Here is a 26,986-nt window from a genome sequence, read left to right as displayed (position 1 = left end):
CTATGATTTTTAATTGGCTTCTCCAAAGCGATAGCCTCTGCCGTAGACTGTGTGAATTAGCACCGATTCGCCCGGGGCTTCTATTTTGCGGCGCAGCAGGCGAATTTGAGCGGCTAATACATTGCTGCTGGGTTTTTCTGTTTCACTCCACAAATACTGGTGGATTTGTTCGTGTGTTAGCAATTGACCGGTATGGCGCATTAAGTATTCTAATAACTGACATTCTTTTTCTGATAAGTCAATTGTACGATCGCCCCGATAAGCTAATTGATTGTCGTAGTCTAGCTGTAAATCTGCAACTTGCAGCCGCCCGACAGCAACCTCGGCATCAAAAGTAGGAGGCCGCCGCAACAAGGCGCGGACTCTGGCTAGCAGTTCTCGCAGTTCAAAAGGTTTGACTAAATAGTCGTCTGCACCGGCGTCGAGTCCTTGTACGCGATCGTCTACGGTATCTTTGGCGGTGAGAAAGAGCACTGGTGTATTCCGTCCTTGCGATCGCAACTTCTGGCAAATTGCCAGTCCAGTTTGTCTCGGCAGCATCCAATCCAAAATTAGCAAATCGTAATTGCCCTGCATTGCTAAATTGCTGCCACTTGCTCCGTCAAATGCCACATCAACTGTATAACCTTCGCGGCTTAAGACTCGACTCAAAGGGTCAGTTAACTCAACTTCATCATCAACTAAAAGAATCCGCATCCTGATTTCAAATTTTAGATTTTAGATTAGATTTTAGGTTAAGTAAACTGATTTTTCCTAGATTTTAATGTGTGGAATACTTTCCGTTTCGCTACAAGCTGCTGCTACCCATTCCTGGATAGCAGGCAAAGCCAAAATTGCATCCGCATAAGCTTTTGCTACTGAATCTAATTTGACTCCGTAGGTGATAAAACGCATCACAACTGGGGCAAACATAGCGTCAACTACTGTGAATTTTCCGAACAGCATATTGCCACCTATTCCGAATTTTTGGCGGCATTCGCGCCAAATGGTAAAGATGCGATCGATCTCTGCTTCTACACCGGCAGTCATCCCTTCTCCCGGATAGCGGTTGCGGCAGTCCATCGGCATATTGTCGCGCAAATTTTGGAACCCCGCGTGCATTTCGGCAGCAATGGAACGGGCGATCGCCCGTTCCGCTACATCTGTCGGCCACAAATCATTTGCAAAGCGATCGGCAACGTATTCGCAAATTGCTAAAGATTCCCACACTTTCAAGTCGCCGTCGATTAAAACTGGCACTTTTCCCGATGGAGAATAGCGCCGAATTTCTTCATTGGTTGTCGGCCAGTCTAAGGGGATTCTCACCTCGGCAAATTCCAGTCCAGCTTGTTTCATCGCCAGCCAAGCGCGCAGCGACCACGAAGAATAATTTTTGTTGCCGATTACCAGAGTCAATTTGGTCATAATGTAGCTGTTAGCTATTTGCAATCGCCAGTTAAATTTTAAGTTTTAGAGTTGAATACACAAAGGCATGATACACAATGACGAGCGCGCGAGCGGCCCGTTTTCTGCACCAGCCTCTGCAAGCATTTTACATTAACAGCCTCCCAGCGTTCCGCGTTTTTCTGCAAACTTCGCTCGGGGGGCGCGATCGAACACGCTTGATTGCACATGAGATGAGAAGCCTCTGTCCCTGGGAACGCTAGCCTGGTTAGCGCTAGGTACAGCTACTGTATAGTCCATTTCCTCTCTCTCTACACCACTGCCTGAGAGGATTTCATCTACTGTAATCTTTTTCAGGGAATCCGGGTCTACACTGTGAAAATTTTCGTGAAAATTTTCGTCAAATTCTTGATGGTTTTCCATACCGACCGCAGTTAAAAAAATTGACTCAATAAAAAATTACTAAATATAATATATCCTCAAACAAAGGATCAAGCAATACCCGAAATTTATTTTTCGCTATGAACTCTATGTGTTATTCTGATTTTGGTAAAAGCTGTTTCTGCTTAGGCCGCGATCGCCCCCTTCCCAAATTAAGAAATTTACACTCTAAAAATTGACATGATTACTGTTGCACTTCCCAAAGGCGGACTGTTAGGAGATAGCATTCGGCTGTTTAAATCGGTTGGATTAGACTTCAGTGCTTTTCTCGATTCCTCTAACCGACAACTTCAAATTTATGACCCGACAGGCACTGCCAAAGCTTTGCTAGTAAGGACGCATGACGTACCGGTTTATGTGGAATACGGTCAAGCAGATTTGGGGATTGCTGGCTATGATGTTTTGCGGGAAAAAAAGCCGAAAGTTGCCAATTTAATTGATTTAAAATTTGGCAAGTGTCGGCTGTCGGTGGCTGTCAAGGAATCTAGTTCTTATCGACGAACTGTGGATTTGCCTCCTCACGGTAGAGTGGCTTCTAAGTTCGTCCACTGTGCAAGAGAATATTTTCACAATTTGAATTTGCCGGTGGAAATTGTGCCGCTTTACGGTTCTGTGGAGTTAGGGCCGATTACGGGTATGTCGGAGGCAATTGTGGATTTGGTTTCGACTGGCAAAACTTTGCGAGAAAATGGTTTGGTGGAAATTGATGTTTTGTTTGAAAGTTCAGCTTATTTAATCGGTCATCCTCTGAGTTACCGTTTGAATGCGGGGGGGGTGAATGAGTTGATCTGGAAGTTGAGAGAGCAAGTTTTGACTACTGTTTGATGGTCTAAAATTAGAGTGCTTTGATGGGTTCGTAGATAAGTAGGGAAACGGCATTGCCCATTGGCGTCAACTTAAGCTGTCAGTCCGCTCAGTCCTTCCGTCCGCCCGTCAGTCCGCCAGAGAATGAATTCCACGGCGCTTATAGCTAAAGTCCTCTCCAAGAGGACTGAAGAACTCATTAGTCCTATGCAAGAGGACTTTAGCTTTGAGGCAGGGGTTTCAACAAGAGCCGGACTATTAGTTGTACGTTAAGTTGAGACTAAACGGCAATGTCGTGTCCTACTCCCTGCGCCGGACACGGCATTGCCGTGCCCCTAAAGATGCTAGCCTACTTTTCAGAATTGGTATAGGTTCGTAGCCAGGAATTTAGTCCTTATTTGCGCTAAAAAAGAGGACTGAAGTCCTCACTAGGAACGGGATTATTTTATCTTAGCTGGTATTTGCGGTAAGAAAGAGGACTGAAATTCTCTGTACGAACTGGTTCTATTTAGTTGATTTCTGAGCGGTTACTTACAGGTATAAAACCTAGTTTTTCCTGGCAGCGATTTATATAAAAATGGACGACTGTATCAGCAGGGTTTTGTTCGATTAGTTGCTGAAAATATCCCAAGGCTGCGACAAATCTTTCGGATTGCCATCCTTGAATTCCTTTGTCAAATAAACCCTGGGTAAGCTGCTTTGCCTCCGAGTCGGGACAGGAAGCTGCCCAGATTTCGTAGATTTCAATAGCTTGCTGTTTGCCACGCGGGGTTACTCGATCGATCCAGCGATAGTAATAATTGTTGCTGGGCAAATGGCTGTCAGCAGCAGTCGCCCCAGAAGTAGAAATAATACTCTCCTGTGTTTCCACTTCTAAGTCGCATTTTAATAATAGACTTTCTTTTGAGTGGGAGTTGGAACTTATGCCATTTAGAAATTCTCTCGCATGAACGATCGCATTTTCGCTAACAATAATTTGGCAACCGTATATTTTAGTTAAATTTTCTAACCGAGAAGCTGTATTTACCACATCGCCGATGACTGTAGAGTCCATGCGGCGATCGGAACCTAAAGTGCCGATCATGCCGATACCTGTGTTAATTCCCGTACCAATATTGACGGGAGATTCTAAATTGTATTTATGGCGACTGGCATTAAATTCTTGCAAAGTTTCTTGCATTGCTACTGCAGCTTCGATCGCATCCATAGCGTGAGAATTCGGCTTGTCAAATACTGCCATGATTGCATCGCCTAGGTATTTGTCAATAAACCCGCCGTGAGACGTTATGCACTCGTTCATTTTAGTAAAAAAAGCGTTCAACCATTCAAAAGTCTCGCGAGCTGGTTGAGATTCGGCGATCGTAGTAAACCCGCGAATGTCGCAAAATAAAACAGTCAGCTCTTCTTCTGTGACATTGCCCAACTGAATAGATTCTATTCCTTGCGGCGCAATTCGTCCGAGAAGTTGCTCTGGCACAAATAGCTGAAATTTTTCTGAAAGATATTCGTTGGCTTCCCAAGCTGCGGCGATTTGGCGTTTGCTTTGCTCTCTGACTTGCTGGTTGAATTGGGAAGATACAGCTTGCGATCGCATTTGACTCAACTGCAAAATATTTTCAACTTTTGCCAGCAACAAACGACTGTTAAAAGGTTTTGTCAAATAATCATCGGCCATCATTTCTAACCCTTTGATGCGAGACATATCGTCATCGAGGGCAGTTAAAAAAATCACCGGTACAGTTTGCAATGCCGTATCCTTACGCAGGCTCTCGCACACATCAAAACCGTTCATCTCCGGCATCATAATATCTAATAAAATTAAATCGGGTCGAGATGCCCGGGCAAGGGAGAGGGCTTCATGGCCAGATAGGGCTGATACTGTAGCGTATCCTTTCAGGTGCAATAACTCTTCCAGTAAAGTCAGATTAGCTGGCTCGTCATCAACCAACATGATGCAGGGCGACTTGTTTGACATGGAATATGATCTAATATATTGAATTTAGCTCGGGAGTTGCGCGTGGGGAAGCTCGAAAACTGGTTGATGCGTATATTTCTCGTTACTAAACTCGATATTTTTCGTAGGAACCGGCTTTCGGAGGCAAGTGCGGGCAAGTCATATACATATTTATCTACTCTTGAGTTTAACCTTTGTTGTTATCAATTATCCTAAATGGCAGTGCTGGAACTGCAAATAATTATTGTTAGCCCAGAAAAGAACGGACTGTAGCGATCGTCAAATTTAAATCCAGTGGCTTGCTCAAATAAGCAGAAGCGCCAGCTTCCAAACATCTCTCACTGTCACCGGGCATCGCCATCGCCGTCACCGCAATCATCGGTACCGAGTCCCAGACAGGATCTGCTTTAACTCGGCGCATCAACTCAAAGCCGTCAACATCCGGCAACTGAATGTCCATCAAAATCAAATCCGGCAGTAACTCCGGGGCAGCAGAGGCGGCGAGAATACGATCGGCCATCGCCTTCCCATCCGCGAGTATCTCTACCCCGTACCCCTCCAATTCCATCACCTCAGAAATTAACATTTGGTTAAAAGGCTGGTCTTCGACAACCAAAATCCGCTTCCTGGCAATTGGTAAAGCAATCGCAGAAGCAGGAACTAACTTGGTATCCAAAGCACAAGAAGCAAAGTTTCCCAACTGTTGACGCATCTCCGTCAACGGCAGCCAAACGCGGAAAAGACTTCCCCGATCGCAAACAGATTGAAAAGAAACAGTTCCCCCGTGCAATTCTGCCAGACGCTTAGTCAAAGCCAAACCCAAACCTGTACCTTCGTGCCTCCGAGTCAAGGAAGAATCGACCTGTTGAAAAGGTCGAAATAGCAAGTGCCAGCGGTCTTGAGGAATGCCGATGCCGGAGTCTTCCACCTCAAAACAAAAATAAGGAGTGCTGGCATTTACAGGAGAACAATCCGGCCGGTAGTCGCCGTCTATTTCACTGCCGTAGACCAGACGCCCGCTGAGTTTAACTTGTCCCTGTTCGGGGGTAAATTTGATGGCATTGGAAAGTAAATTAATCACAATTTGTCGCACTCGCCGTTCGTCGAGCAAAACGTTAGTAATGCGGTAGTCGAGTTCTAAAGACAAACTGATCCGCTTTTTGTCTGCCCGTGGCTGCATCATTTTCATACAGTCTGTCGCAAGTTCTTGAACGCGAACAGGCTGTAAGTTTAGTTCTACTTTCCCGGCTTCAATTTTAGAAAGATCGAGAATATCGTTGATTAGCTGCAACAAGTGCTGGCCACTTTTTTCGATCAGTTCTACATAGTTGATTTGTCGATCGCTCAACTGTCCGGCCGTTTGCCGCAGCAGCAAGTCAGAAAAGCCGAGAATGCTGTTGAGAGGCGTCCGCAATTCGTGGGACATTGAGGCTAAAAACTCGGATTTCAACTGAGAAGAATACTCTAATTCTTCGTTAACTTGGCGCAGGTTCTCTTGTGTCTGAGCTCGCTCGATCGCGGCGCCCAGAGTCCGGCAAGCAGCCTCCAGCACTTCTTGGTTGAGGGCGGTTTGCAGTTTTTTGACGTTGCGGGACTCCAGCGTCAGTACGCCGATAATTGTACCGTCGGTGGCTGCGATCGGAAAAATGCCCAGTTGTCCGATTCCCGGATGCCGAAATTCCGGCACGGCATTGGGATGTTGGGCATAATCCTCGACAAACACAGGTTTACCAGTTTTCACCACTTCCCACAGCAAACCGATGCCGTAGGGAATGCCTTGGTCGAGCAATTCTTGCATTCCTGCGACTACGGGTTCCCCGTAAGTAGCCAAAAATTGACTAGAAACTTGGTTGGAAATCGCCGACGCTTGGCGATCGCTTCCCTTGCCGTTAATCACCTTAACATCTCCGAAAGCTGCATTCATTGCCTCTACTAGATAGGTGAGGGCAAACTGACCTATTTCTTGCAAACTGTCAGACTTTTGCAGGCGTTCGGTTAAACCCAAAAGAAATCTCAGCCGTCTGACTTCTGCGTTCAAACTAGCTTGGGAGTTTTGATATACCGTAACGTCTCGAAAGGTAAACAGCCGTCCGCCGCTGTTGGTAATCGTGGCGCACACCTCCAAACAAACCGCATTGGATTGCTCGAAATAAAATGATAAACTTTCATGCTGAGATTTTTCGAGTGCTTGCTGAAAGTCTTGCCACTGTTGAAAAGATAAGTAACCCCGATCGACAATTTCCGCAAACAGCAAGTGACACTTCGGCTTTGTTTCCAGCCATTCGGGGGACAGTTCCCACATTGCGGCCAATTTTTTGTTAAACAAAACTAAGCAGTCAGACGAGTCGAACAGAGCGATCGCATTGTCTACTTGGTTGAGAATCAGTTCTTGGTCTGCCCTCAACTGGTGCAAGTCTCTCTCCATTTTCTCTGTGTGTGTAGCTCTTAGTTTCGTTGTCATAACTTTCTAGGGATATGGCAAGAGTTATTTTATAACCCCTTACTTAAGGTGACATAATTTTAGGTTTTTGGGCAGTGAGGGCGATCGATCTGCCTTGTGATCTGAGACACTTGCTGGTTTCGGAGGGCGATCGGAACCCGCTTTGAACTGCGTCGGCTACATTGCTTAATCATGAGGCAATAAGGAGGGAAAGCATTATGACAGAAGCAGAATCTTTTAATAACAATGCTCTCGAACTTGATGGCATCTGACTTGAAACTATTGTGTCTAACTCTGTGCTAAATTGACCTATAATAAAAACTAATTCCGGTGATAATAAATCAGCATATAGCAATTGTAAATCCTTTGTGAGTTTCTTACGGACTCCCAGCGGGTTCGGGGAGGGTTGGAGTGGGTAAAAAAATTACGACTCCTGCAAGGATTGCTATATGTCAAATGCAATCATGACCTTACCCTTAAATTTTATTAGCAATAGCTTGATGATAGGGATTAACTGTTCAAGCAAGTATTGGATTCAAAAACATAGGCATAAGGCGCCTCCTAACCACCCGGAGACAGTGATATCAGTTTCAAAAAAGCAACTGTAGACTCGTGATCCCAACCCATACACAATCAGTTATTCCCAATAATTTAATCTACAATTGTGCGAGTGAACGTTCACGCCGAAGTCTAACTTATGAGTAATGTGTGCAGTGCAGACCCTACAAATGTGAGTTAAGCTAATCCGCATTTAAATTGCAGAGTAAAATAAATCTTTACTCTTGTGGGGAGTAGGGGTTGGGCAGGATATCCCGCACTTAACATACAATTTAAATGCAGTACAGCTTAGAGCGTAAGTCTCGTTAAGGTTTCTTAGGATTTTTCGGAAAAGGAATGCCCAAACTTTCGTGAAAAACAACCTGAGTTTTATAAGTCAAGCGCCGGTTAACTTGTTTGATGATTTTTTCCAAAAGCGCATCGCCGGTTTTTTCTATTAAAGGTTGAGACATCGATCGAATAAACTTAGGAAAGCAAACTCCCACAGCCAAATCAAGCTTCCACGTAGTAATGGTAATCGCAGGCGGCAGCTTAGCACGTTCCGAGCTCGGCCAATCGGCGGCAAATTCCTGAGACGGTATCTCCACTAGCTTCATTGCCGATCGAAAATCCACTTCATACCCAGGCGAGGTATAATCCGGAACCGGAATAGTCTTAATCAAATAGCAGCCTTCAGCATCCGGCGGCAGCAACTCTAAACCAATTCTCGCTTCCACACGGTAGCCGAAAGCCCCAAAACGCCCGATTAATAAATCATAGCCGTTTTCTCCGAGCGGCTCGGCCTTCATCGGCGAAGCGCACTGGCAAAACCAAGTCTTGTGGTTGTTCAAATGCTGCGCCACCGTCTCCGCATCGGCGTACATCTCCATGCTGTCTTCAAAATGCGTGTGAAACCAAATCGGCTCAACTTCCTCTGCTGCATCCGCGTTTCCACTTTCCGACTGTTGGAAACTCCCATCTGGGTAGTAATTTTCGTCAGAAGCTTCAACAGTTTGATATTCAGCGGAATCCTGCTTCATCGTATGCTCTCCTGTTATACACGCCAATCAATCTGGTTGGGGATGTGTTAAGGAAGTTTCCTCCCTACAATTGAGAAATTGATAGTAACAAAACTTACCCTAGTTCAGCATAACTCGACTTATGAAAGCATTTGTAGCAGGAGCCACAGGTCAGACTGGCCGCCGTATCGTCGCAGAATTGGTCAAGCGAGGTATTCCCGTGCGCGCCTTAGTCCGAAATCTAGACACAGCGAGACAAATTTTACCACCGGAGGCTGAGTTAGTTACGGGGGATGTATTAAATGCGACTTCCCTGGGCGATGCCATCGGCGATAGTACGGTATTGCTGTGCGCGACAGGGGCGGCCCCTGGTTTTGACCCGACAGCGCCTTACAAGGTGGATTTTGAAGGTACTAAAAATTTGGTGGATGCAGCTAAGGCTAAGGGCATTGAGCATTTTGTGCTTGTGACTTCTCTGTGCGTCTCTCAGTTTTTTCACCCACTGAATTTGTTCTGGCTGATTTTGGTTTGGAAAAAGCAAGCCGAGGAATATTTGCAAACAAGTGGCCTAACTTATACGATCGTCCGTCCGGGCGGTCTCAAAAATGAGGATAATTCAGATGCGATCGTCATGACTGGTGCCGACAAAATGTTTGAGAGCAGCATTCCCCGCACCAAGGTAGCCCAAGTGTGCGTGGAGGCGCTGTTTCAGCCCACTTCTCGCAACAAAGTTGTGGAAATTGTGGCGAAGTCGGAGGCTCCGCAAAAGAGTTTTGAGGAGTTGTTTGCCAGTGTGGTTTGATTGAATTAGCCTCGCTTGGGTTCGGTGCGTCAATCGATTTTAGATTTTAGATTTTAGATTTTAGATTGAAGCATTGACCCCACCGATAAATTCGGGGGGCAAGTTTCATCTGATACAGGTTTTTTATTTCTGGGTCCTGAGTCTGCTTTCGGAATGAATCCGGGGGCTTGTATCCTGGATGCTTTCGGTCAGACAAAAAACCAACAGATGTTGCACAATTGTCAAGAACAGGCAAGATGCCTGTTCCACAAAAAGTGCATTTTCTTGTGGGGTGGGCATTCTGCCCGCCCAAAAAAGGCTTATCGAGAATGGTGCAAGATGTGATTTGGGTCAAAGATTTGGGCTGACGCACCCTACAACAATTTTCCGATCGCCAAATCTGGCAAAATCTTAATAGTTTTACGATTCGCCGTTAAAATTTCCCTCTCTCAGCATGAAAACTCTCAAGTGGCCAGCTTGGTTCCCCTATCCGATTTCGTGGTTAAGGGCATTTGCTCTCGCTCAGAGTTTTAGTTTTGTCCTTCGCCGGGGCATTCCTTTTGTCAGCGACGATATCGGCTTTCTGACTCTACTGCTGGCGGCGTGGCTGATTCAGTTGCCTGTGTTTTTTGTGTTTCACTTGTTCGCCGTCAAAATCTTAAATCCCTTACTAATTATGCTGCCGGGGCGCTTTCGCGTGGCGCGCAAGTTCAAGCGCAGGCATACGAGTATTCGATCGCACTTGCAAGAAGGCTTGAATGCTGTTGTAGTGATTTTTTTTGCCTTTAATCTGTCGCTGTTGGTGCAACTTGCGATTTTTTACTGGCCAGCGCGATCGATCGATCCGGCCCAGTTGCTAACAGGAATATCTACTCTAACAAATGTTGCGGTAGCGGGTGAATTAGATTTCTGGTTGAGCAAATTGGCGGGGGTTTTATCGAGTCTAACGCTGGTAGCCGCGCCGCTATATCAATACGATTTTCGGGTGCGCCGGATGCGGGCGGCGCGAAAATGGGTCGAAATTTCGGAAATGGAAATGACTGGGCTAGAAGCTGAGAAATTCGGCCGTCGAAAAATAGGTTTGCTGAGGCGATCGGAGATTCAAATCCTCGGATTTATACTTTTAATCGGCGCTGTGATTGGCGGCGGTGTTTTTTTGGTTGACAGTTTGCGGGGAAATCAGCAGTTATCGCAGTCGGTAAGCGGGGTGGGAAAATTTCCGCCGCTGGCTATAAAAACCGGAGATCCTTACATTCGAGCTCTGATGCGTACTATTTCTGCTAGCGAGTCGAATGTTGCTCGACCTTATCACGTTGTTTACGGTGGCAAATATATATTAGATTTGAGCCGCCATCCTGACTGGTGCGTGAAGATTGTTAATGGCCCGAATCGAGGCAAGTGTACTACCGCTGCAGGCAGGTATCAATTTCTGACTACGACTTGGAAGGAGAAGGCGAAGCGTTATCAGGCACGTCGTGCTAATTTTTTATTCTGGGAAGATTACAGTTTTGAACCAGAAGATCAGGATGCTGTGGTTTATGCTTGGTTGAGCGATCGCAAGTTTTGGAAAGCTGATATTCCTGAGATGTTGCGCCAGGAAAGATTAACTGATGTATTGCGGATGCTTTCGGGAACTTGGACGAGTTTGGGATATGGAATTGAGAACAATTCTATGAGTTCTCGTTTGCCGAAAGTCTACCGGGAAATGCTGCGGGAAGAATTGGAAAATGCTGGTTCTGGTTCTTAGGGAGTTAAATGTTGGCTGTTGACGGTTAATTGTTAACTGTTAACGAATGTTATTGATTATTAACAAGCCAAAGCGATTAAGAAATAACCACTAACAAGTAACGAATAACATAGTTTCCGGTTGCATCGGGATTATAAAATCGAGTCAACAGTTAACACTAAAATATTCAGTTTTTCGACACATCCTTCAACAGTCAACAGTCATTCCGGTGTAACCGGAATTGATATAACTAATCCTTCAATTTTGGTAAAAATGCGGTCAAACATTTGTACAAGTCTAATCCCGGCCCTGCTTGCAGGGGATAAAGCCTGTCGAAATTAATGGGGTTTCCCGGTGCTAATTTCCACTCGGTTTCCTGTGCTGTTTTTGGGGAAATTTCGATCGCTACCGTGATGTTAATAATGTTGTTGTGCTGGGGGATGCCCCGGAAGCAGTAACTTTTGCCCGTGCGTTTGTCGGAATCGCTGCCGGTGATGTATCTGTCTTGTTTGCGAAATTGGATTTCTCGAAAAGGTTGATCGATCGCAAAAGAGTCTCGGTAGCGGTAGTCTCCGTCGCGCAAGCTTTCGACAGTCGGCCTGATTTGAGCTATCACTGTTGCTGGACTAAGAGTTAGCATCATTGATCCGCGTTCCTCCTGTAAAATCGGTGATTTGGATTGCTGGTGTATGTGTCGTCGCGGGCGATCGGCTTAAACAAACCAGCCGTGTAACAAATTAATAAAAGCCGTTAAGCAGTTTAAGTTTATCCCTAGCTATCGTGAATAATTATTTCATGGTTTCATCTCTGTTACCTATCTGAGTAATAATAGAAACATACAGCAAGCCGTGAGAAATTTTACGGGCGCATATTTAGGGATTTATTGACGATACTGCGAGGATACTGCTATGTTGTGCGTGACGCGAGAAACAAGAAATTTAGGGCGGCTGGAAACCGAAAATTCCCAACGGCGAGGCTCTTTCACCTCTGCGTCTAAAAGTACCCGTATTCTGCGATCGCGAGTTTACAAAGATGAGGCTCTGGTGTCGGCTGCGCTAGCGGGACTGCCAGCTCTTTTGGCATCCCTCGAAAGCTTTCGCGAGGAGTAGAACCTGGCATTTTCTATTGCTATATATTGCGCGTGGATGCTTGTGATAGCGGCTGCCAACCGAGCAAGGGCTGTTTTGATTGCACCTAAAATCCTCCTCGATTTGAGTAGAGTTTTGCTGTGCTGAACTATTGCAAGACTCAGAAACCTGGTTGTTTATACAAAAACATTTTTACATCCCTTTGTTATGGTATGAAAAATGGTATAAAAACCAGGTTTATTGGTATGTGTCCGTAAGTCTTGTGTTAACAAAATTTATTTGTCAGTGTTATCGGGTGCGATCGATGCCTCTACCTCTTGGGAGGAACGGCTTAACATAGAGTCGTGCAGGTGTTCGTTGTGCTGCCTTTCTTGAGCCATTAATTCTCTGGCTTTTTCTTCAGCAATTCCCTCGCCATGTGTTTCTAGCTCGTGGGAGGAACGGTTGAGCATAGAGTCGTGCAAGTGTTCGCTATGCTGCCTTTCTCGTGCAATTAGTTGTCTAGCTTTTTCTTCGGCGTTCATGGTAGTCTCTCCAAGTGTTTGTGAGAACTGATTCTTATATTAAGATGCCACAATTAGAGGGTAAATGTAGCAAGATTAACATAAATTTTTACAAAAAATTGTAGAAAAAAATGTAGAAAAAAAATTGAGTTTGCTGGCGGTGGGTATTGGGATCGGTGGTTGCTGAGCTAATTATTGCCAGACGCCGGAAAATATATTCTTGACTGCGATCGCAATTCGATTTAAGTCTTCCTTCAGCAGCGGCGGCCAAGAAACTCCTCTGCGGAGTCCAGCTTCAAATTGCTGCAAACCTTCTACTGAGAGTAAATGCAGTGCCGAGATTAATTGTCGATCGAGCATTGGAGACTCTTGCAGCCCTTCAAACAATATTTTTAAAGCTAATAAAATCGATGTCACCTGTCCCGGTACGGGCGGTTGACCTTGTTTGAGACGCATCAGGAAGGCGTCGGGATTTTTCTTGGTTTCCAGGGCGGTTCCTTGGTCGATCAGAAAACTGCGGGCTGTTTTGTAATCCATTTGACGTGCGATCGATCGGAGTGCAATTAATTAGCAGGCATTATATCACTTTTTGTCGCGCTCAATTTGGTAACATATTTCCATACAGCCTACACTACAGCTACTCGTGAGGTGCGCCCATAAGCACCCTAAAGCTACTGATTAGAGGCGTAGCATTCATCCCACAGTCGCCTTGAGCGAAGTGCAACGGACAGGGAAAAATAAAACAATGGCAAAACAAGAAAATAGCAGAAAATCCAAAATTTATCGCTACTTGTGGCTGCTTTTTTTGTGTCTGAGCTTTCTGTTAGTTCCGCTCATTAAAAAAATAGCTGCCGATACGCCATTCCCCCCACCCGCTCCTATTCCAAATAATGCTACTTTTGGAGCGAGGATTCAAAGGACGATGGGGCTACTTGCAGCTAGCACTCCAACAGACCGCCGCCAAGTGCGTATCCTATTCTACGGTCAATCCATCACAGAACAAGATTGGTGGAAAGATGTAGTAAAGGATTTGAGACAGCGATTTCCCAATGCAGATTTAATTGTGGAAAATCGGGCAATCGGAGGATTTCCCGCCCCGATTTTAATCCGTCCCAGCGAACACGATTTGTATCCTTTTTATCCAGACTTGCTCATTTTTCACGTCTACGGAGGCGGTGAAGATTACGAAGCCATAATTGCTAATGTCCGCAACCGCACTGCTAGCGAAATACTCTTGCATTCAGACCACATCGACTGGATGCCGACAGGCAACAGCGACGATCCAAATTCAGTCAGCAGATACGAATGGCACAACACTCATTCTACTCAATGGCTGCCGGAGTTGGCCGATAAATACGGCTGCGAAATCGCGGAAATTCGCGAACCTTGGCGCAGGTATTTGAAAGATAATCGCTTGCAGCCCAAACAGCTATTGAGCGACAGCATTCACCTCAATGATTGGGGAAACTTTCTCCTAGCTGCTCTGATAAAACCCCATCTGCGATACAAGCCAAATTCTCCTCAACCGCCGCAGGATTTAGTGAAAACCTATACAGTTGGCAGGGATGTTAAGTGGCAAGATGGCAAGTTGCTTTTAGAATTTGAAGGGAATAGAATAGATGCGATCGCCGATAAAACCTTCAACGGCAAGGCAATTTCTGCTAGAATTGCGATCGACAGCAAAAAACCCTCAGAATTTCCTGAACTTTACACCATCACCAGACCTAGCCTTAGCCTTGGCGTCTCTTGGCCGGCAATCATCCAAGTATCCAGCCAAAAACCGCTAATTGTCGAAGATTGGAAAGCCATAATTACTGAGATTAACAGCGACGCTAGCAAGTTTAAATTTGACGTTGTAGGTTCTAAAACAGGTTACGACGGCAGCGGTACAAACGACGAAATGTTTGTCTCAAACTCTGGCCGCGTCGTGATTGAGCCGAGAAACTGGTGGCTGAAAAATTCTTATGAAGAGTCTAAAAAACCGACGCCTAAAGGCTTTGAAATTTCCTGGCAGGTGCGACCAATGTTTGTTGATTCATACGTTCCTCCACAAATTACAGATTCAAGCCGCGAGTATTATACAACATTGGCTCAGAATTTGAGCAACTCCAAACACACCCTCGAAATCGTTACCGAAACAGATGGGAAAGTGCCTATTCAGGCAATTCGAGTGTATCGCCCTCCTTTCTCCAATCTGCCATCGGAAGTTGAGAGTTTTCAACCGCAGATATCAGCGGATGAACACGGATGAACGCTGATAAAATTGCATCAGCGTTTATTTGCCTTCATCTGTGGTTTAAAAAATCTTCATGTTGATTTTATAGCAATGGCCTTGGCGGCGTAGGGCGTTGATGATTGTTCAAATCATTAATATTTAAGCATCTTGACCAAGAATTTCTTGATAGTACTCGCCACGTGATTTATCCATGGAATCAATCCAAAATCTAAAATCTAAAATCCTCAAGTCCCCGCATTTATCCGTGGGGTCAATCCAAAATCTAAAATCTAAAATCTAAAATCGAATGACTTCTGACTCCGGCTATAATCGCCCAGATTATCAACTTCTCGGCATCCCGAACTCGTGAAACATCAACAGCGATAAAAACAAATCCGCGACAAAAATCAACACCCAAGAAGTTACCACCGCCGCCGTTGCAGCTTGGCCTACTCCTTTTCCTCCGCCCATCGTCGTCAATCCCCAACCGCAACCGACAAGGGCAATTATCAACCCAAAAATAAAACTTTTAATCACCACAGTTACTAAATCCCCAGGCCCCAAAAAAGTCCGCACCGATTCCAAAAATACCGACGGTTCCAAATTATAAAAATTAACCGCCACAAACAGCCCGCCCAAAATCCCCACCGCTACCGAAAAAATTGTTAAAATCGGCAGCATGATGCAGCAAGCTATCACCCTCGGCACTACTAAATAATCAACCGGATTTGTTCTTAACATATACAGGGCGTCTATTTGTTCCGTCACCTGCATTTCTCCTATCTCCGCCGCAAAGGCCGAACCTACTTGTCCCGCCACCACACCCGCCGTTAAAAGTGGTGCTAATTCGCCGCAAAATGCTACAGCAAAAGGACCTCCCACCGCCCCAACTGCCCCAAAGCGAACCAATTCTCGGGCGGATTGAAAGGTAAAAATCATGCCACCAAAAAAGGCTATTAGCAGCACGGATCGCAAAGAATCCAGGCCTACTGTTACTAAATGTTCCATGATTTTGCGGCGGTCAATTTTGCCTTGGACTATGCGTAGCAGCACTTGGCCACCCAGGAACAACGTCACAAAAAACCGCTGAAACCACCTGTTATTGAAGGTTTCATCTAAATGTCGATCGTACTTTTCTTGGTCTTTTTTAACCAATGACGGAGGGCTCGCGATTAATTGCAAACAGGGCGAGGCACTGCCACATAGAGATTTTCGGCAATCCTACAGCAATTATTGCACGATTTGTCAACATATATTTTCAGTCTGCCTGCGCTGCGGTTGGTTTACTCTACCTTTTTAGATTTTTGATTGGCAGTGATTGATTCTGTGGTAATCATCACTCATTTCCCAATCTAAAATCTAAAATCTAAAACCCTAGGACAACTCCGCAAGTAATAAGTCGATAAACTTATCCAACTGTTCATTATTCTTGTCAGCTTGCTCTTTGCCAATTCTCAGCAGGTCTGATATTTTCTCTTCCGAGGCATCATCAATCTGCAGCGGTTGTTCATGGCTCAAATCGGGAGTAATTCTCAAATATTGATTCGGTCTTTCAACCGCATCATAAATTTGGATGAGTTGATAATTTACAGTTTCTGCAACTCCCGTCATCATGATATTAATTAAAGGCTCAACCCACTCAACTTGACCCCAATTTTTAACTTTTTCGTAGGGAAACTTTTTCTGAGCTTCTCCAGTTCCCAAGGATAAAATTACCATATCTTTTGCTGTCGGGCTTTTTTCGGGGCTATCGTCAGGAATTCTGAATTTATTTCTAACTTCTGCATAGGCACAAAGTGCCGGATTGTTTGCGAATACTCCCCCGTCAATTAAAGCATAGCATTTATTGCTAAACGAGTAGATTTTAGAAACCTCAAAATAAGAGGGAGCGGCAGATGTGGCTCTGGCGATATCTCTAATAAAATAGTCTTCTGCTGGACATTTTTGACCATCTATTTGATCGAAGAAGTGAGCTTTTCTCCTTTCGATGTCGTAACTGGAAATTAAACAAGGTTTTAGCAGTTCGCTGAGTTTGCAATCTCTAAAATGTTGCCAAAATAATTTTTCTAAGGGATCGCTGGGATATTTCTCATCTCTCAAACCATCTAGAGATCTGACTTTTTGCCACAATGAAGTCTGAAAAACGTCGCGACCACTCTTAATCGAAAAATTAACAGCGTCTTGGGCCGCCCACCGAGGTCTGCTGGGATTTTCGGCATCGGGACACAAATAGATGCAAGTTAAAATTCCTCCCGCACTCGTGCCGGCGATTAAATCAAAATAGTCAGCTATTCTCGCATCTGGGTTGCCACTTTTTTGTTGCAGCTTTAACTCAACGCTAACTAAAACTTGCGCGGGAATAATTCCTCTGATTCCGCCTCCATCTATCGATAAAATCCTGGTATATTTAGCCATAAATGTTGTCTATTTTGGACGTTTGCTCGTTTCCTAATTTCAAATTCCTAAGCCTCGGAATTCATGCACAGCTCAATCTCTACTCTCAAATCTCAAATCTAAATTTAATTGGCGGGCTGCGATCGTATAGCGAAAAATGTATTCTACAATTTCTACGTAATTGTAGGCAGCGGCTGGCGAGTCTGCCCAGACTGTGATGCCGTGATCGCGAATTAATAAAGCGGGTACAGAGGGCGCACAAATGGCAAAAAATTCGCAAATTTCCTTGGCTATCTTAGGGACTTCTAAATAATTTGTAAAGAGGGGTATCGACACTTGCGGGTTTTCCTCCCACACCCCCAAACCTTTCAGCATTTCGATCGCGGGTAAAGGCACTGCATCTCCTACAGTCAGCCGAGAAACTAAATTTGCCTCGATGGAGTGGACGTGATAGCAAGCTTTAGCGTCTGGAAAACAATTGTAAACGGCTAAATGAATGCTGGTTTCGGCCGAAGGGCGGCTGTCGGCAACAGGTTGCTCGACAATTGCGCCGTCTGAGCTCATTCTGATAAAATCTTGTTCAGTTAACTGCCCTTTCGCACGGCCGCTAGCAGTAATCCAAAAACTGCCATCGGGTAAGCGGGCTGAAAGATTACCAGCAGTCCCAACCATCCAACCGCGATCGTAAAAATGTTTGGCTGCTGCAATTAAATCTGATCTTAAATCGCCACTCATTCTTTACAAATCCTCAGTTTTTAATCTACTTTTTGCGTTAATAGGAATTGTGCTGGCCTATCTAAACGTAGGGTAATCCGTACACACGTTATATCAAATTCGGTAGCATCGGACTTATCTGCACGGGGGCGGGTTTATTATATTGTTTATTATGGGCAATTATTGTTGGTGAACCCTCCCCTACAAAATTTAACATCATACAATACCGATGCAAACGGAATTTATATTACCTGAGAAAGGCGATAGTTTCAATTCCATTTTTGGGACAAATTTTCCAAAATGTCAAAAAAATTATCCCATTTAGTATAAGGCTTTTGTTGTTCGTCTAGATACTCGGCAAGCCGATCGCGCGCAAACACCGACGAAGCCTGCAAAGCCATATTAAAATCCGTCAGCGAATCTCCAATCGCCACCTGTTCCTGGGCCGGGTGCTGGCCCATCACCCGCACCTTAGACACCAATTCCTCATCTCCTTCAAACTTAGAATTGACTTGCAAGCGAGGGCCACTAGCGTCCACATCCACAGCGTAAATAACGCTCGCCCGCTTTACCAAATCGCCCATTACCGTCTCTACCATAATCCGAAGACCGCCGGAAACGATCGCAAAATCTACCTTTTTCTCGTCCAAAAAATCCAGCAATTCCACCAATCCCGGCCGCATCAGCTTTGCCCTAGAAAATTCCACAATTTCCCCGTAACGTTCCGAGGGAATAGACTCTAGTAACTGCCGCACTCCCGATCGCAAAGTTAGCCTTCTAGCGTATATTTCAGGCATCAGTTGAGACGACAGTTCCGGTGCGAAATGCTTGAGCATTGCCACAAAAGTTTCTTCAACAGTTATCGTGCCGTCAAAGTCGCAGAATACCACCCGTTGCTGATTGTTCGGGATTGAAGATTTTTGCTTGTCATCGGTCATTGTCAGTCGCACCTTTCGAGAACGGGAAAATTTTACACAATTCATCCTACACTGTCGAGTGATCGAGCGCGACTGCCCAAAACTAATCGTGACGCGCTGTTTGTTAGCAATTTCCCGCCGGATTTTATGCAGATTCTTCGAGAGAATCTTCATCATCTAGGGAATCATCCAGGGAATCTTCATCATCCAGGGAATCTTCATCTTCCAGGGAATCTTCCAAGGAATCTTCTACGTCCTGCTTTTGGTTTTTTGTCTTTTGGGGGTTAGACTTAGCCGGCAAACAGATTAAATTATCATCCTCAGTATTAATCAAACCTTTCGATCGCAACTTACCCATCAGCCGCGTCACCGTCACCCGCGTTGAGCCGATTGCGCTGCCAATTTGAGCGTGCGTCAAAGTCCAAGGCAGCCGGTAGCCCCGAACCACCTCTGGTTCGCCGTCACCTACGTAAGGTTCGCCGAACTCCTCGATCAACAAAGTGAGAAACCCCAACAGTCGGTCGATCGTCCGGCGCTGTCCCAAAGTGCTCAGCCAGAGAAGTTTCCGCTGGTGTTGGTAACGAAACGCATCCAAAATTTCTCTACGAAAGTGAGGCCAATTATCCAAGTCGTGCCAATACATCCACACTACGTGAGTTTGATCGGCATGAGCGTAAGCTTGGAGAGTAAACGGAGACTGAGCAACCAGTTCAAAGGGCTGACCGGCACCGACGAAGCCCAAAAAAGCTTCTTCTGTAGTTTTGTCAGCGGATTTTGACTTTGCCGCTGCGGCGCTAACTTGAGCGCTGCCTACGAGCCGCACAGAACCTTTCTGGACTAAATAGAGCAGTCCGGGTCTTGCCGGAATCCGCTCGTCTTTGCTAAAAGTCCGGCAGCGGTAGTGTTCCTGGGCCCAGTCGATAATTCGCTGCCAAGTGATAAAAGGTCGATCGATAGTCTCTAGATGTGTGGAAGTTGATTGCATAAGTGAGGCTCTGGGATATATTTAATAGTGTAATAGTGAGAAAAACAGCTTTTGCCAGCAGTGCGATACCAAGTGAGACAACCAACCCCCGATCAAGCTTGCACGCTTCTTAACTATGCTGACTTTTCTTAGTTTTACCGAAAAATTCAATGTAGCAAAAAATACATCAAAATGGTAGAGTTCAGCAAAAAATTTGTCGTAAATTATTGTATTTTTAGCAAAAAAATCGCTAGAAAACGTATTAATTCGATTTAGCGCCGATCGGGGGAGCCGATCGACTATCTCTGACATCAGCAGTTTAACGTACAAGAACAGTGGAAGTGGTAACAGTCGATCGTTGCTCTTACGGTAGGATGAGCCGATATGGATACAGCAAGTATGGAGCAGTGCCCGGAAGTTACAGTGAAGTGTTTCTTGCTTTCCAGGTTCCAAAGCGCGATCGCCCAGCAAGAGGCACTAGGGAAAATTCCATTAAATCTCATAGGTGACATCATTCTCAAGAACGGGCAAGATGCCCATTCCACAAGAGATGAATTTTCTTGTGGAACAGGCAACATGCCTCTTGCTAAAAAAGTAATTGAGAATGGTGCAATATTTCCGTTAAATCGGAGTAAAGATAGCGCGCGGGTGCTGTACGTGTCTGCGATCGCCCTGAAATTGGCTAAAACTTGGCAGCAGACACCGCAGACCATTGCGACCGAGTTGGCCGAAACTCTCGAACCGCTGTGCTACCCAGATTTCGCCGTTAAAGTCGCGCCGGCGGGAATTATTGAGCTGGAGTTGACTGATGCAGGTTTAGCCGTCTGGTTGCAACGTTTAGCTCAAACGAACCTCCCAATTCCCGAATCTAGAATATTATCTCCTGTTATGTGTGCCGATCAACTGTTTCCCATTCAGTACAGCCACGCGCGCTGCTGTTCCCTGCTGCGAATGGCCCACCGCGATCGCATAATTGTGATCGCCCAGCCAGATGTCACTACAGCGCCACAAATTTGGTCGCTGGCGAGTCCAAATCCTATCCCTTGGATTGACGAGGGCGATCGACTGCGATTAGTGCATCCAGCCGAACGCAGTTTAATATCGCAACTGTTAACAGTGCTAGACAATATATATCCTATTTTTGAGGTAAAAAACCCCGAAAAACCTGTCAATCATTTCAAATTAGCCAGTAGTTTGAGCGAAGCATTTCAGACTTTTTACACCCACTGCCGAATTTGGGGAGAAGTCAAAATAATACAGCCAAAACTCGCCCAAGCCCGATTAGGTTTAATATTAGCAACTCAATCTTTGTTGCGATTTATCCTAGAAGAGTTATTGAGCGCCCTTGCTCCTTTAGAACTTTGATTTAATACTCATTATTTTTAGCAACATTTTTTCCTACTCAGAGGTGGCTTTCCGCAAGTTCCCTTGACTTCTTCCATCGGAAAATTTCTCTATTTTATCTGGATCGCGAGGAACCATGCAGTAAGCTAATGTCGCAGAGAAAATTTATAATAAATTAGCTATTTCTTGACAATTTTCCCTCACTGTTTAATAAAATTAATTTCTTTTATCTAAGTTGGGTCGTCTTATTTTATTTGATTTTTTGAAGTAATCTTTATTTGGGATTTTTAGACTGAGGATTTTTACCTGACTTCTATGGCTGTGCTCCTTAAAATACTTAATCTTATATTATACAATTAAGCTGCTACACAGCTTATCTATTGGCTATCCAGTATGCTCGAAAAACAAGAAGAATACAGCTTAGTAGGAACGAATCCTCTCCCTCTTCAGGAAGAAATCCAAGAGGATATAGCCTTACCAGAGACGGTACTTCTGACCAATCGACCTCTAAAACTTTCCAAACCGGAAACTCGGTCAAGCCTCAGAGCGCTAACTTTGGACGGTGTATTTGCTACGCTTTTTTACAGCATCATCGGCGGCGCGTTGCTCAGTAATTTCTTGCTCGATGTGGGGGCTGGTCCAGTGGAAATTGGTATGCTCGCCTCCATTCCTCAACTGGTAAATTTGCTCCAACCGTTCGGAGCTTATATAGCAGACCGAACACAGAGCCGCCACTGGTATTCCTTCTGGATTTTCGGAATGTCGCGACTGCTGTGGCTGATTCTCGTGCCAGCTCTTTGGTGGGGAGGCTCATTTCATCTGGCCCAACATCAGCTAGTGCAGTTGACATTGGCAATCATCTGGGTAACTCAAGTCTTAGAATCTTTAGGTCGTGCTTCCTTCTTGAGCTGGTTGGCAGCGTTAGTACCTCAGCGGTTGCGCGGGCGGTATTTTGGCTTTCGCAATAGTGCTGTCAGCTTGACGAATCTCATTGGTGTGCCGTTGCTGGCTCTAGTGGTATCGAACTGGCCCGGTGGGAAGATCGAAGGTTACAGTGCCATCTTGGTTTTAGGAATTGTACTTGGCCTCATCAGTCTAGGTTGTCAGTTCTTTATGACCGATGTGAACCCAAAGCTTGTACACGTCCATTTAGATACAGGCGAAAAATCATCCACAGGGACAATTTTTAGCTTTCTCAAGGAAGCCAATTTTTTAAAGTTTTTGCTTTACTCTGGTCTATGGAGCTTTGCCGTTAACGTCAGCGCGCCCTTCTTTAATCTTTACTTGCTGGATGACCTAAATATAGATGTCAGCGTGGTAACGCTCTATAGCAGTTTAGGTGCTGGTGCTAACTTGCTGATGCTGGTTTTTTGGGGGAAGCTGGCTGACCGGGTTGGGAATCGCCCGATTATGCTAGTAGTGGGAGTTTTGGTGGCTCTGACCCCTCTACTCTGGCTAGAAGGTGGAACGGCTCCAATTTTCCTATGGGTCTGGTTCCCGCTGTTGCACATAATCGGTGGTGGGACGTGGGCGGCGATCGACCTGTGCAGTGGTAATCTGATGATGTCGGTGGCACCACTGTTGAATCAGTCGATATACTTTGCGATCGCGGCGGCGGTTCCTGGTGTCACTGGGGCAATGGGAATCACCGTTGGTGGCTTTCTCGCCACTTTGACCAATCTCGGTGGCTTGCCAGGGGTGTTTGCGCTCTCAGCCGTTTTACGACTGGTGGCTCTCCTGACCTTGGTTTTTGTTCACGAGCAGCGTTCTGTGTCTTTGGGTAAGTTTTGGCTGCTCTTGTTGCCAGCTTGGTGGAGAAGAGTGGCAATTGAACCTGGAGACATCAGGTTTCAACCATTAATAGTTGAACAGTTGGACTCTCCACCTGAAAGCTCATGCGATCGCTCTTCAACTCTTGATTGATTGTAGTCCGACAATAATTCATAAAAGAGTTGATTAACCATTTTTAAAGTGTTAAAATACTCATCAGATCCTCTAAGATGTGACGGTTGTTGGGTCGCTTTTTTTCAGAAATATAAAGTCTGGCACCTGGGGATAAGTTTTGTATAGTATCTCATTATTTTTGGGTGCGTTCAACATTTATTACGATGCCGATCGAGCTTTGACGAACAATCGCCAATTCTCCCGCTCGTCGATCGGCAGTTATCCCGCTCGTTGATCACTTCTGGAACGACGCTGATCAATTTCATCACTTGACAATCGGCTGTTATCAGTTTTTTGAGGATACATCTCATGGTCACACTACCACCTATAGCCTCACCCAGGCGTCAAATTCATCGATGACTATCCCAAATGCCTGCATTTAGTTTAAACCGTTGCAGGCGAGATTTGGTTTTTTCCAGGTTTTGCGCTCGGCAGCGTTACTGTAAATGTACTGCCAACCCCTTCTTCACTGGTCAAAGTAATTTCGCCACCGTGCAAGTCCACGCATTTTTTAACAATGCTCAGCCCCAGTCCAGTACCGGGAATTCGACCGACATTTTTAGCCCGGTAAAATGAATCAAACAACCGTTCTTGGTCGGCGACAGGTATGCCAATTCCTGCATCCTGTACTGAAAAAATAGCCTCAGTTTCAGTAAGTTTTAATTCAAAAATTACTTCGGTATTTGGGGGAGAATACTTAATAGCATTGGACAGCAAATTGCCCAGAATGCGCCGGAGCAAGCTTACCTCCAAACACGCCATCGCGGATGGATTGTTATTTACAAAAATCAGCGTCACCCGGTCATTTTCAGGTTTCAACTTCAGACTGTTCTGAAATTCCCCTACCAACTCATTACAAAACTTTGCTAAATCTATCGGTAGCAAGGAAAACCCGGTTTTTCCAGACTCAACACGCCCCAGCAACAGCACATCATCTAATAACAAATCTATGCCTTTTGCGGCGGCTTGAGTTTTGTCTAGAAGTTCTTGGGTTTTCTCCTGTGTTAATGTCAACTTGTACTTGCTAAGAAGTTGTGTAGTGCCGATGATGAAATTCAAAGGATTGCGAACGTCGTGGGCAATCATGTACAGCAAAGAAGTTTTCATCTCGTTGAGTTCTTGGGCTGTTTGCAGAGTGCGATCGAGTTGGTCGTGAGACAATTTGAGAGTTAAAGACAACTGGCGCGAACGCAGCAAAATCTCCACCCGTGCTTGCAATTCGATCTTCTCGATCGGAGCGATAATCAAATCGTCAATGCTTTGCCAAATAAATTGCGTTGCCATTCCTACATCCGAGCGAGATGTAATCAAAAGAAAAGGCAAGCATACCGGTTGTTCTGCCTGTTTTTGGGCGGCTACCCATTCCCAGTGGCGTTTCAGGGAAATACCGTCAATTATCGCCAGGTCAAAAGATTGATTAAATGGTAAAAACTCCTCACTATTTTCTGTTGAGTTTGGCAGCAATACCTCATAGTAAACAGCTAACCATTCTAATAACAAGCGGCGATTTTCTTTCTGTTCGACAAGCAATAAAATTTGACTCACGCAGATTCTCCTAGCAATGTGTGCACAATTCCCAGCAAATCTCTAACGATCAAAGGTTTTACCAACATATTCCGAGCACCGTGGCAGAGGCTTTCGTGCTGAATGGCAGCGCTTTGTTTGGGCGAGAGTATCAGAAAAGGGATTTGGTGATTTCGCAGTTGTTCGCAGCACTCCCAAATCCGGCGATCGAAACCAGAAATATCTACTAAAGCCATCCCGATCCTAGCAGGCTGACTGATAGCTTGTGCAACATCTTCAAAGTTATAAGCCGCGATCATCTGGTATCCTTCTTTATTCAGAAATTGTGCTAATAGTTCCAAGTTTCGATGATTGCGGTCTACGGCTAAAATTATTGAGTTTTCATTCATCTATCAGCTTCCTTTGAATACGGGTTATACCATTTTAGATTTTAGATTTTAGATTTTAGAATGGGTAGTGACTGATTATATATGGGTTGGGATGTGGCCTAAAGTTGGATTCTTTTTTTATCTGGTATTAGCTTACTTTTCGGCGAGGGATTACATTGGTTTTCAGTTGAGTGAAGTACAGATGATCTGACACAGGACACGGCTCCGCGCCCTGTGCCCTACTCTATTTCATACAAGTGAAAACTGCTATAAAAGTCGAAAAATACACAAATTTACCAATATATTTAAGTTTTCCAGAACTTAGGCTAGTGGTGAGGTGCGCGGTGCGCCCCCTACAGGTAGTGGTGAGCTGCGCGCCCTACTCATTAGTAGATTCACGACTCCAAAATTAGCTGCACTTGCCCCAAAACAGCAGGACAAACCCCGATTCAATCTTGATCAGCTTCCCCCTCAATCCACACCGGCGCCGAACTCAAAATGCCCCGCAGCCCCGCTATCGGTTTGCTGACTTTGATGCCGTAGCGAGTAATCTCGAGTTCTCGCAGAGTTCTCTCGAAATTGCTGACTCGTTTTTTAATTACTCCGATCGCCTTGCGGATTTCTGTCCTATTATGCAGTTGGCGTTCCAGATAGCGTATAAACAGAAGATTATCCGCTAAATAGCTAATCCCGATCTCGGTCAGCCGAAAATCTCCGCTAATGGCTTCTACCTCATTAATCAAGATAACGGTGACTCCCATATTCTTCAGATACTTGCACAAAGCGTGCAAATTGTTCACCAAATCTTGCCCCTGCATCGAAAGCTGATAGCCAGAAATACTGTCAATCATCACAATCTGCGTCTTTTCCTGCTCCACCTCCTGGCGAACCATACAGGCAAACTGATCTGGCGAGTAGAGCAAAGGTTCCACAGGTATCACCGAAAGACTTCCTTGCCCCATCATCGCCCCAACCGGGATGTTAACTGATTCACAGCGCTTCAGCAGAGTAGAACTTGACTCCTCAAAAATGTAAACTACCGATCGTTCCCCCCTTCCTGCGGCTTCCTTCATAAACTGAACCCCCACCGTCGTTTTACCCACGCCGCTAGGCCCGCTAATCACCGTCACAGTCCCCCGTTCCAGTCCCCCGTGCAGTAGTTCGTCGATTTCTGGAACCCCAGAAGAAATCGCTTCCGCAACAAAATCCTGCTGATAATTGTCTGGCAGCAATCGCGGAAATACCTCCATACCAGCCTGAGTCAGGCGCAGCGAATGGCGGCCGCTGCGGAAGTTAGAGCCTCGCAGCTTGGTGACAGACACAGCGCGTCCTTCAGGGCGCAGTTCTAAATAAATTACTCCGTCGCTGATGAATTGCAAATCGTCGTCTGGAACACTTGATGTGCCTTCGGAGGTGAATACCACCGTCGCCCCCCCTTCCACCAAAAAGCGCAGAAAAGACAGAACTTGCTTGCGAAACTGAAACTCATCCGCAGCTAAGTAGCGAAATTGAGTTATCGCGTCCAAAAACACCCGATCAGGTTTGAGCGCCCGTACCTGTTCGATAATCTTTTGTGTAGTCGGTTCTCGCTCAACCTCGGAGGGGGAGAAAATGTCATAAGTCTGAACTTCTGTAAAGAATTCTGACGATGGGCTCAAATCGAGGAACGCCATCGCTTCCATATCAAAACCGAGACTTGTGGCATTGGCCCGCAATTGCGCTTCCGGTTCTCCTAAAGTAATAAACAGGGGCGTTTCTCCCAGAGCCACACCTGCTGCCAAAAAGTGAAAGCCCAGTGTAGTCTTGCCAGTACCGGGGCCCCCGCGCACTAAATAAGAGCGTTGAGGAATTAGGCCGCCGCCAATCACTTCGTTGAGACCGGTAATTCCCACAGAAAGTCGGTTTTGAGACATTTGTTTTTTCATG

Annotated in this window: 24 protein-coding genes; 7 read left to right on the top strand and 17 right to left on the bottom strand. The window is 45.4% G+C overall.

Annotated features, from left to right (window positions below):
* Positions 1-9 precede the first annotated feature (9 nt).
* The 3 genes from rppA to QUA10_RS08415 form a co-directional block, all read right to left on the bottom strand.
* Positions 10-696 (bottom strand): two-component system response regulator RppA, encoded by a 687-nt coding sequence (gene rppA, locus QUA10_RS08425; protein ID WP_333081529.1) that lies wholly within the window; start codon positions 694-696, stop codon positions 10-12.
* A gap of 57 nt (positions 697-753) precedes the next feature.
* On the bottom strand, positions 754-1,404 hold the full coding sequence (locus QUA10_RS08420) for a glutathione S-transferase family protein (protein WP_333081530.1): 651 nt from the start codon (positions 1,402-1,404) through the stop codon (positions 754-756).
* Positions 1,405-1,536: 132 nt separating this feature from the next.
* On the bottom strand, positions 1,537-1,806 hold the full coding sequence (locus tag QUA10_RS08415; protein ID WP_333081531.1) for a hypothetical protein: 270 nt from the start codon (positions 1,804-1,806) through the stop codon (positions 1,537-1,539).
* Between the two features lie 198 nt (positions 1,807-2,004).
* Between QUA10_RS08415 and hisG the strand changes: the two genes are divergently transcribed.
* Positions 2,005-2,649 carry an ATP phosphoribosyltransferase gene (gene hisG, locus QUA10_RS08410; protein ID WP_333081532.1) on the top strand — a complete coding sequence of 215 codons (645 nt, stop codon included), beginning with the start codon at positions 2,005-2,007 and terminating at the stop codon, positions 2,647-2,649.
* A gap of 487 nt (positions 2,650-3,136) precedes the next feature.
* Here hisG and QUA10_RS08405 read toward each other — a convergent pair whose 3' ends face one another.
* The 3 genes from QUA10_RS08405 to QUA10_RS08395 all read right to left on the bottom strand — a co-directional run bounded on the left by QUA10_RS08405 (position 3,137) and on the right by QUA10_RS08395 (position 8,599).
* Positions 3,137-4,603 carry a response regulator gene (locus tag QUA10_RS08405; protein WP_333081533.1) on the bottom strand — a complete coding sequence of 489 codons (1,467 nt, stop codon included), beginning with the start codon at positions 4,601-4,603 and terminating at the stop codon, positions 3,137-3,139.
* Between the two features lie 226 nt (positions 4,604-4,829).
* Complete coding sequence (locus QUA10_RS08400) at positions 4,830-7,043, bottom strand: ATP-binding protein (RefSeq protein WP_333081534.1); 2,214 nt, start codon at positions 7,041-7,043, stop codon at positions 4,830-4,832.
* Positions 7,044-7,885: 842 nt separating this feature from the next.
* Positions 7,886-8,599, bottom strand: coding sequence for a DUF1997 domain-containing protein (locus QUA10_RS08395; protein WP_333081535.1), 714 nt, complete (start codon positions 8,597-8,599; stop codon positions 7,886-7,888).
* Between the two features lie 121 nt (positions 8,600-8,720).
* Here QUA10_RS08395 and QUA10_RS08390 point away from each other — a divergent pair, with 121 nt between their 5' ends.
* The gene (locus QUA10_RS08390; RefSeq protein WP_333081536.1) at positions 8,721-9,380 is read left to right on the top strand and encodes an NAD(P)H-binding protein; all 660 of its coding nucleotides are present in this window, start codon (positions 8,721-8,723) and stop codon (positions 9,378-9,380) included.
* A 433-nt stretch (positions 9,381-9,813) separates the two neighbouring features.
* Positions 9,814-11,106 carry a glycoside hydrolase family protein gene (locus QUA10_RS08385; RefSeq protein ID WP_333081537.1) on the top strand — a complete coding sequence of 431 codons (1,293 nt, stop codon included), beginning with the start codon at positions 9,814-9,816 and terminating at the stop codon, positions 11,104-11,106.
* A 229-nt stretch (positions 11,107-11,335) separates the two neighbouring features.
* Here QUA10_RS08385 and QUA10_RS08380 read toward each other — a convergent pair whose 3' ends face one another.
* Positions 11,336-11,728: a hypothetical protein gene (locus tag QUA10_RS08380; RefSeq protein ID WP_333081538.1), complete on the bottom strand. Its 393-nt coding sequence runs from the start codon at positions 11,726-11,728 to the stop codon at positions 11,336-11,338.
* 265 nt (positions 11,729-11,993) lie between these two features.
* Between QUA10_RS08380 and QUA10_RS08375 the strand changes: the two genes are divergently transcribed.
* Positions 11,994-12,194, top strand: a complete 201-nt coding sequence (locus tag QUA10_RS08375) for a hypothetical protein (protein WP_333081539.1) — start codon at positions 11,994-11,996, stop codon at positions 12,192-12,194.
* Positions 12,195-12,448: 254 nt separating this feature from the next.
* Here the strand turns inward: QUA10_RS08375 and QUA10_RS08370 are convergent, their stop codons facing one another.
* Both QUA10_RS08370 and QUA10_RS08365 read right to left on the bottom strand, forming a co-directional pair.
* On the bottom strand, positions 12,449-12,697 hold the full coding sequence (locus QUA10_RS08370; protein WP_333081540.1) for a hypothetical protein: 249 nt from the start codon (positions 12,695-12,697) through the stop codon (positions 12,449-12,451).
* Between the two features lie 171 nt (positions 12,698-12,868).
* Entirely contained in the window at positions 12,869-13,213 is a 345-nt protein-coding gene (locus QUA10_RS08365) for a hypothetical protein (RefSeq protein ID WP_015174589.1), read from the bottom strand.
* 208 nt (positions 13,214-13,421) lie between these two features.
* Here QUA10_RS08365 and QUA10_RS08360 point away from each other — a divergent pair, with 208 nt between their 5' ends.
* Positions 13,422-14,927 carry an SGNH/GDSL hydrolase family protein gene (locus tag QUA10_RS08360; RefSeq protein WP_333081542.1) on the top strand — a complete coding sequence of 502 codons (1,506 nt, stop codon included), beginning with the start codon at positions 13,422-13,424 and terminating at the stop codon, positions 14,925-14,927.
* A 306-nt stretch (positions 14,928-15,233) separates the two neighbouring features.
* Here QUA10_RS08360 and QUA10_RS08355 read toward each other — a convergent pair whose 3' ends face one another.
* The 5 genes from QUA10_RS08355 to QUA10_RS08335 form a co-directional block, all read right to left on the bottom strand.
* Positions 15,234-16,046: an MlaE family lipid ABC transporter permease subunit gene (locus QUA10_RS08355; RefSeq protein WP_333081543.1), complete on the bottom strand. Its 813-nt coding sequence runs from the start codon at positions 16,044-16,046 to the stop codon at positions 15,234-15,236.
* Positions 16,047-16,265: 219 nt separating this feature from the next.
* Positions 16,266-17,306 carry a patatin-like phospholipase family protein gene (locus QUA10_RS08350; protein WP_333081544.1) on the bottom strand — a complete coding sequence of 347 codons (1,041 nt, stop codon included), beginning with the start codon at positions 17,304-17,306 and terminating at the stop codon, positions 16,266-16,268.
* Positions 17,307-17,378: 72 nt separating this feature from the next.
* Positions 17,379-18,020, bottom strand: coding sequence for a methylthioribulose 1-phosphate dehydratase (mtnB, locus tag QUA10_RS08345; RefSeq protein WP_333081545.1), 642 nt, complete (start codon positions 18,018-18,020; stop codon positions 17,379-17,381).
* Between the two features lie 248 nt (positions 18,021-18,268).
* Complete coding sequence (locus QUA10_RS08340) at positions 18,269-18,937, bottom strand: HAD-IB family phosphatase (RefSeq protein WP_333081546.1); 669 nt, start codon at positions 18,935-18,937, stop codon at positions 18,269-18,271.
* 124 nt (positions 18,938-19,061) lie between these two features.
* Positions 19,062-19,901, bottom strand: coding sequence for a Crp/Fnr family transcriptional regulator (locus QUA10_RS08335; RefSeq protein WP_445243556.1), 840 nt, complete (start codon positions 19,899-19,901; stop codon positions 19,062-19,064).
* A gap of 363 nt (positions 19,902-20,264) precedes the next feature.
* Between QUA10_RS08335 and QUA10_RS08330 the strand changes: the two genes are divergently transcribed.
* Both QUA10_RS08330 and QUA10_RS08325 read left to right on the top strand, forming a co-directional pair.
* Positions 20,265-21,245, top strand: coding sequence for a DALR anticodon-binding domain-containing protein (locus QUA10_RS08330; protein WP_333081547.1), 981 nt, complete (start codon positions 20,265-20,267; stop codon positions 21,243-21,245).
* A gap of 372 nt (positions 21,246-21,617) precedes the next feature.
* The gene (locus QUA10_RS08325; protein ID WP_333081548.1) at positions 21,618-23,147 is read left to right on the top strand and encodes an MFS transporter; all 1,530 of its coding nucleotides are present in this window, start codon (positions 21,618-21,620) and stop codon (positions 23,145-23,147) included.
* Between the two features lie 405 nt (positions 23,148-23,552).
* Here QUA10_RS08325 and QUA10_RS08320 read toward each other — a convergent pair whose 3' ends face one another.
* From QUA10_RS08320 to QUA10_RS08310, 3 genes are all read right to left on the bottom strand, one after another.
* Positions 23,553-24,713, bottom strand: coding sequence for an ATP-binding protein (locus QUA10_RS08320; RefSeq protein ID WP_333081549.1), 1,161 nt, complete (start codon positions 24,711-24,713; stop codon positions 23,553-23,555).
* Positions 24,710-25,081, bottom strand: coding sequence for a response regulator (locus QUA10_RS08315; protein WP_333081550.1), 372 nt, complete (start codon positions 25,079-25,081; stop codon positions 24,710-24,712). Before QUA10_RS08315 ends, QUA10_RS08320 begins: the two co-directional genes overlap by 4 nt.
* A 428-nt stretch (positions 25,082-25,509) precedes the next feature.
* The gene (locus QUA10_RS08310; RefSeq protein ID WP_333081552.1) at positions 25,510-26,973 is read right to left on the bottom strand and encodes an ATPase domain-containing protein; all 1,464 of its coding nucleotides are present in this window, start codon (positions 26,971-26,973) and stop codon (positions 25,510-25,512) included.
* Positions 26,974-26,986: the final 13 nt, after the last annotated feature.

Origin of the sequence: Microcoleus sp. Pol8_D6 (assembly GCF_036700965.1) — a bacterium.
In the GTDB taxonomy this organism is placed as follows: Bacteria; Cyanobacteriota; Cyanobacteriia; order Cyanobacteriales; family Microcoleaceae; genus Microcoleus.
The sequence above is the reverse complement of the archived record's forward strand: the minus strand, read 5'-3'. Positions and strand labels throughout refer to the sequence as shown.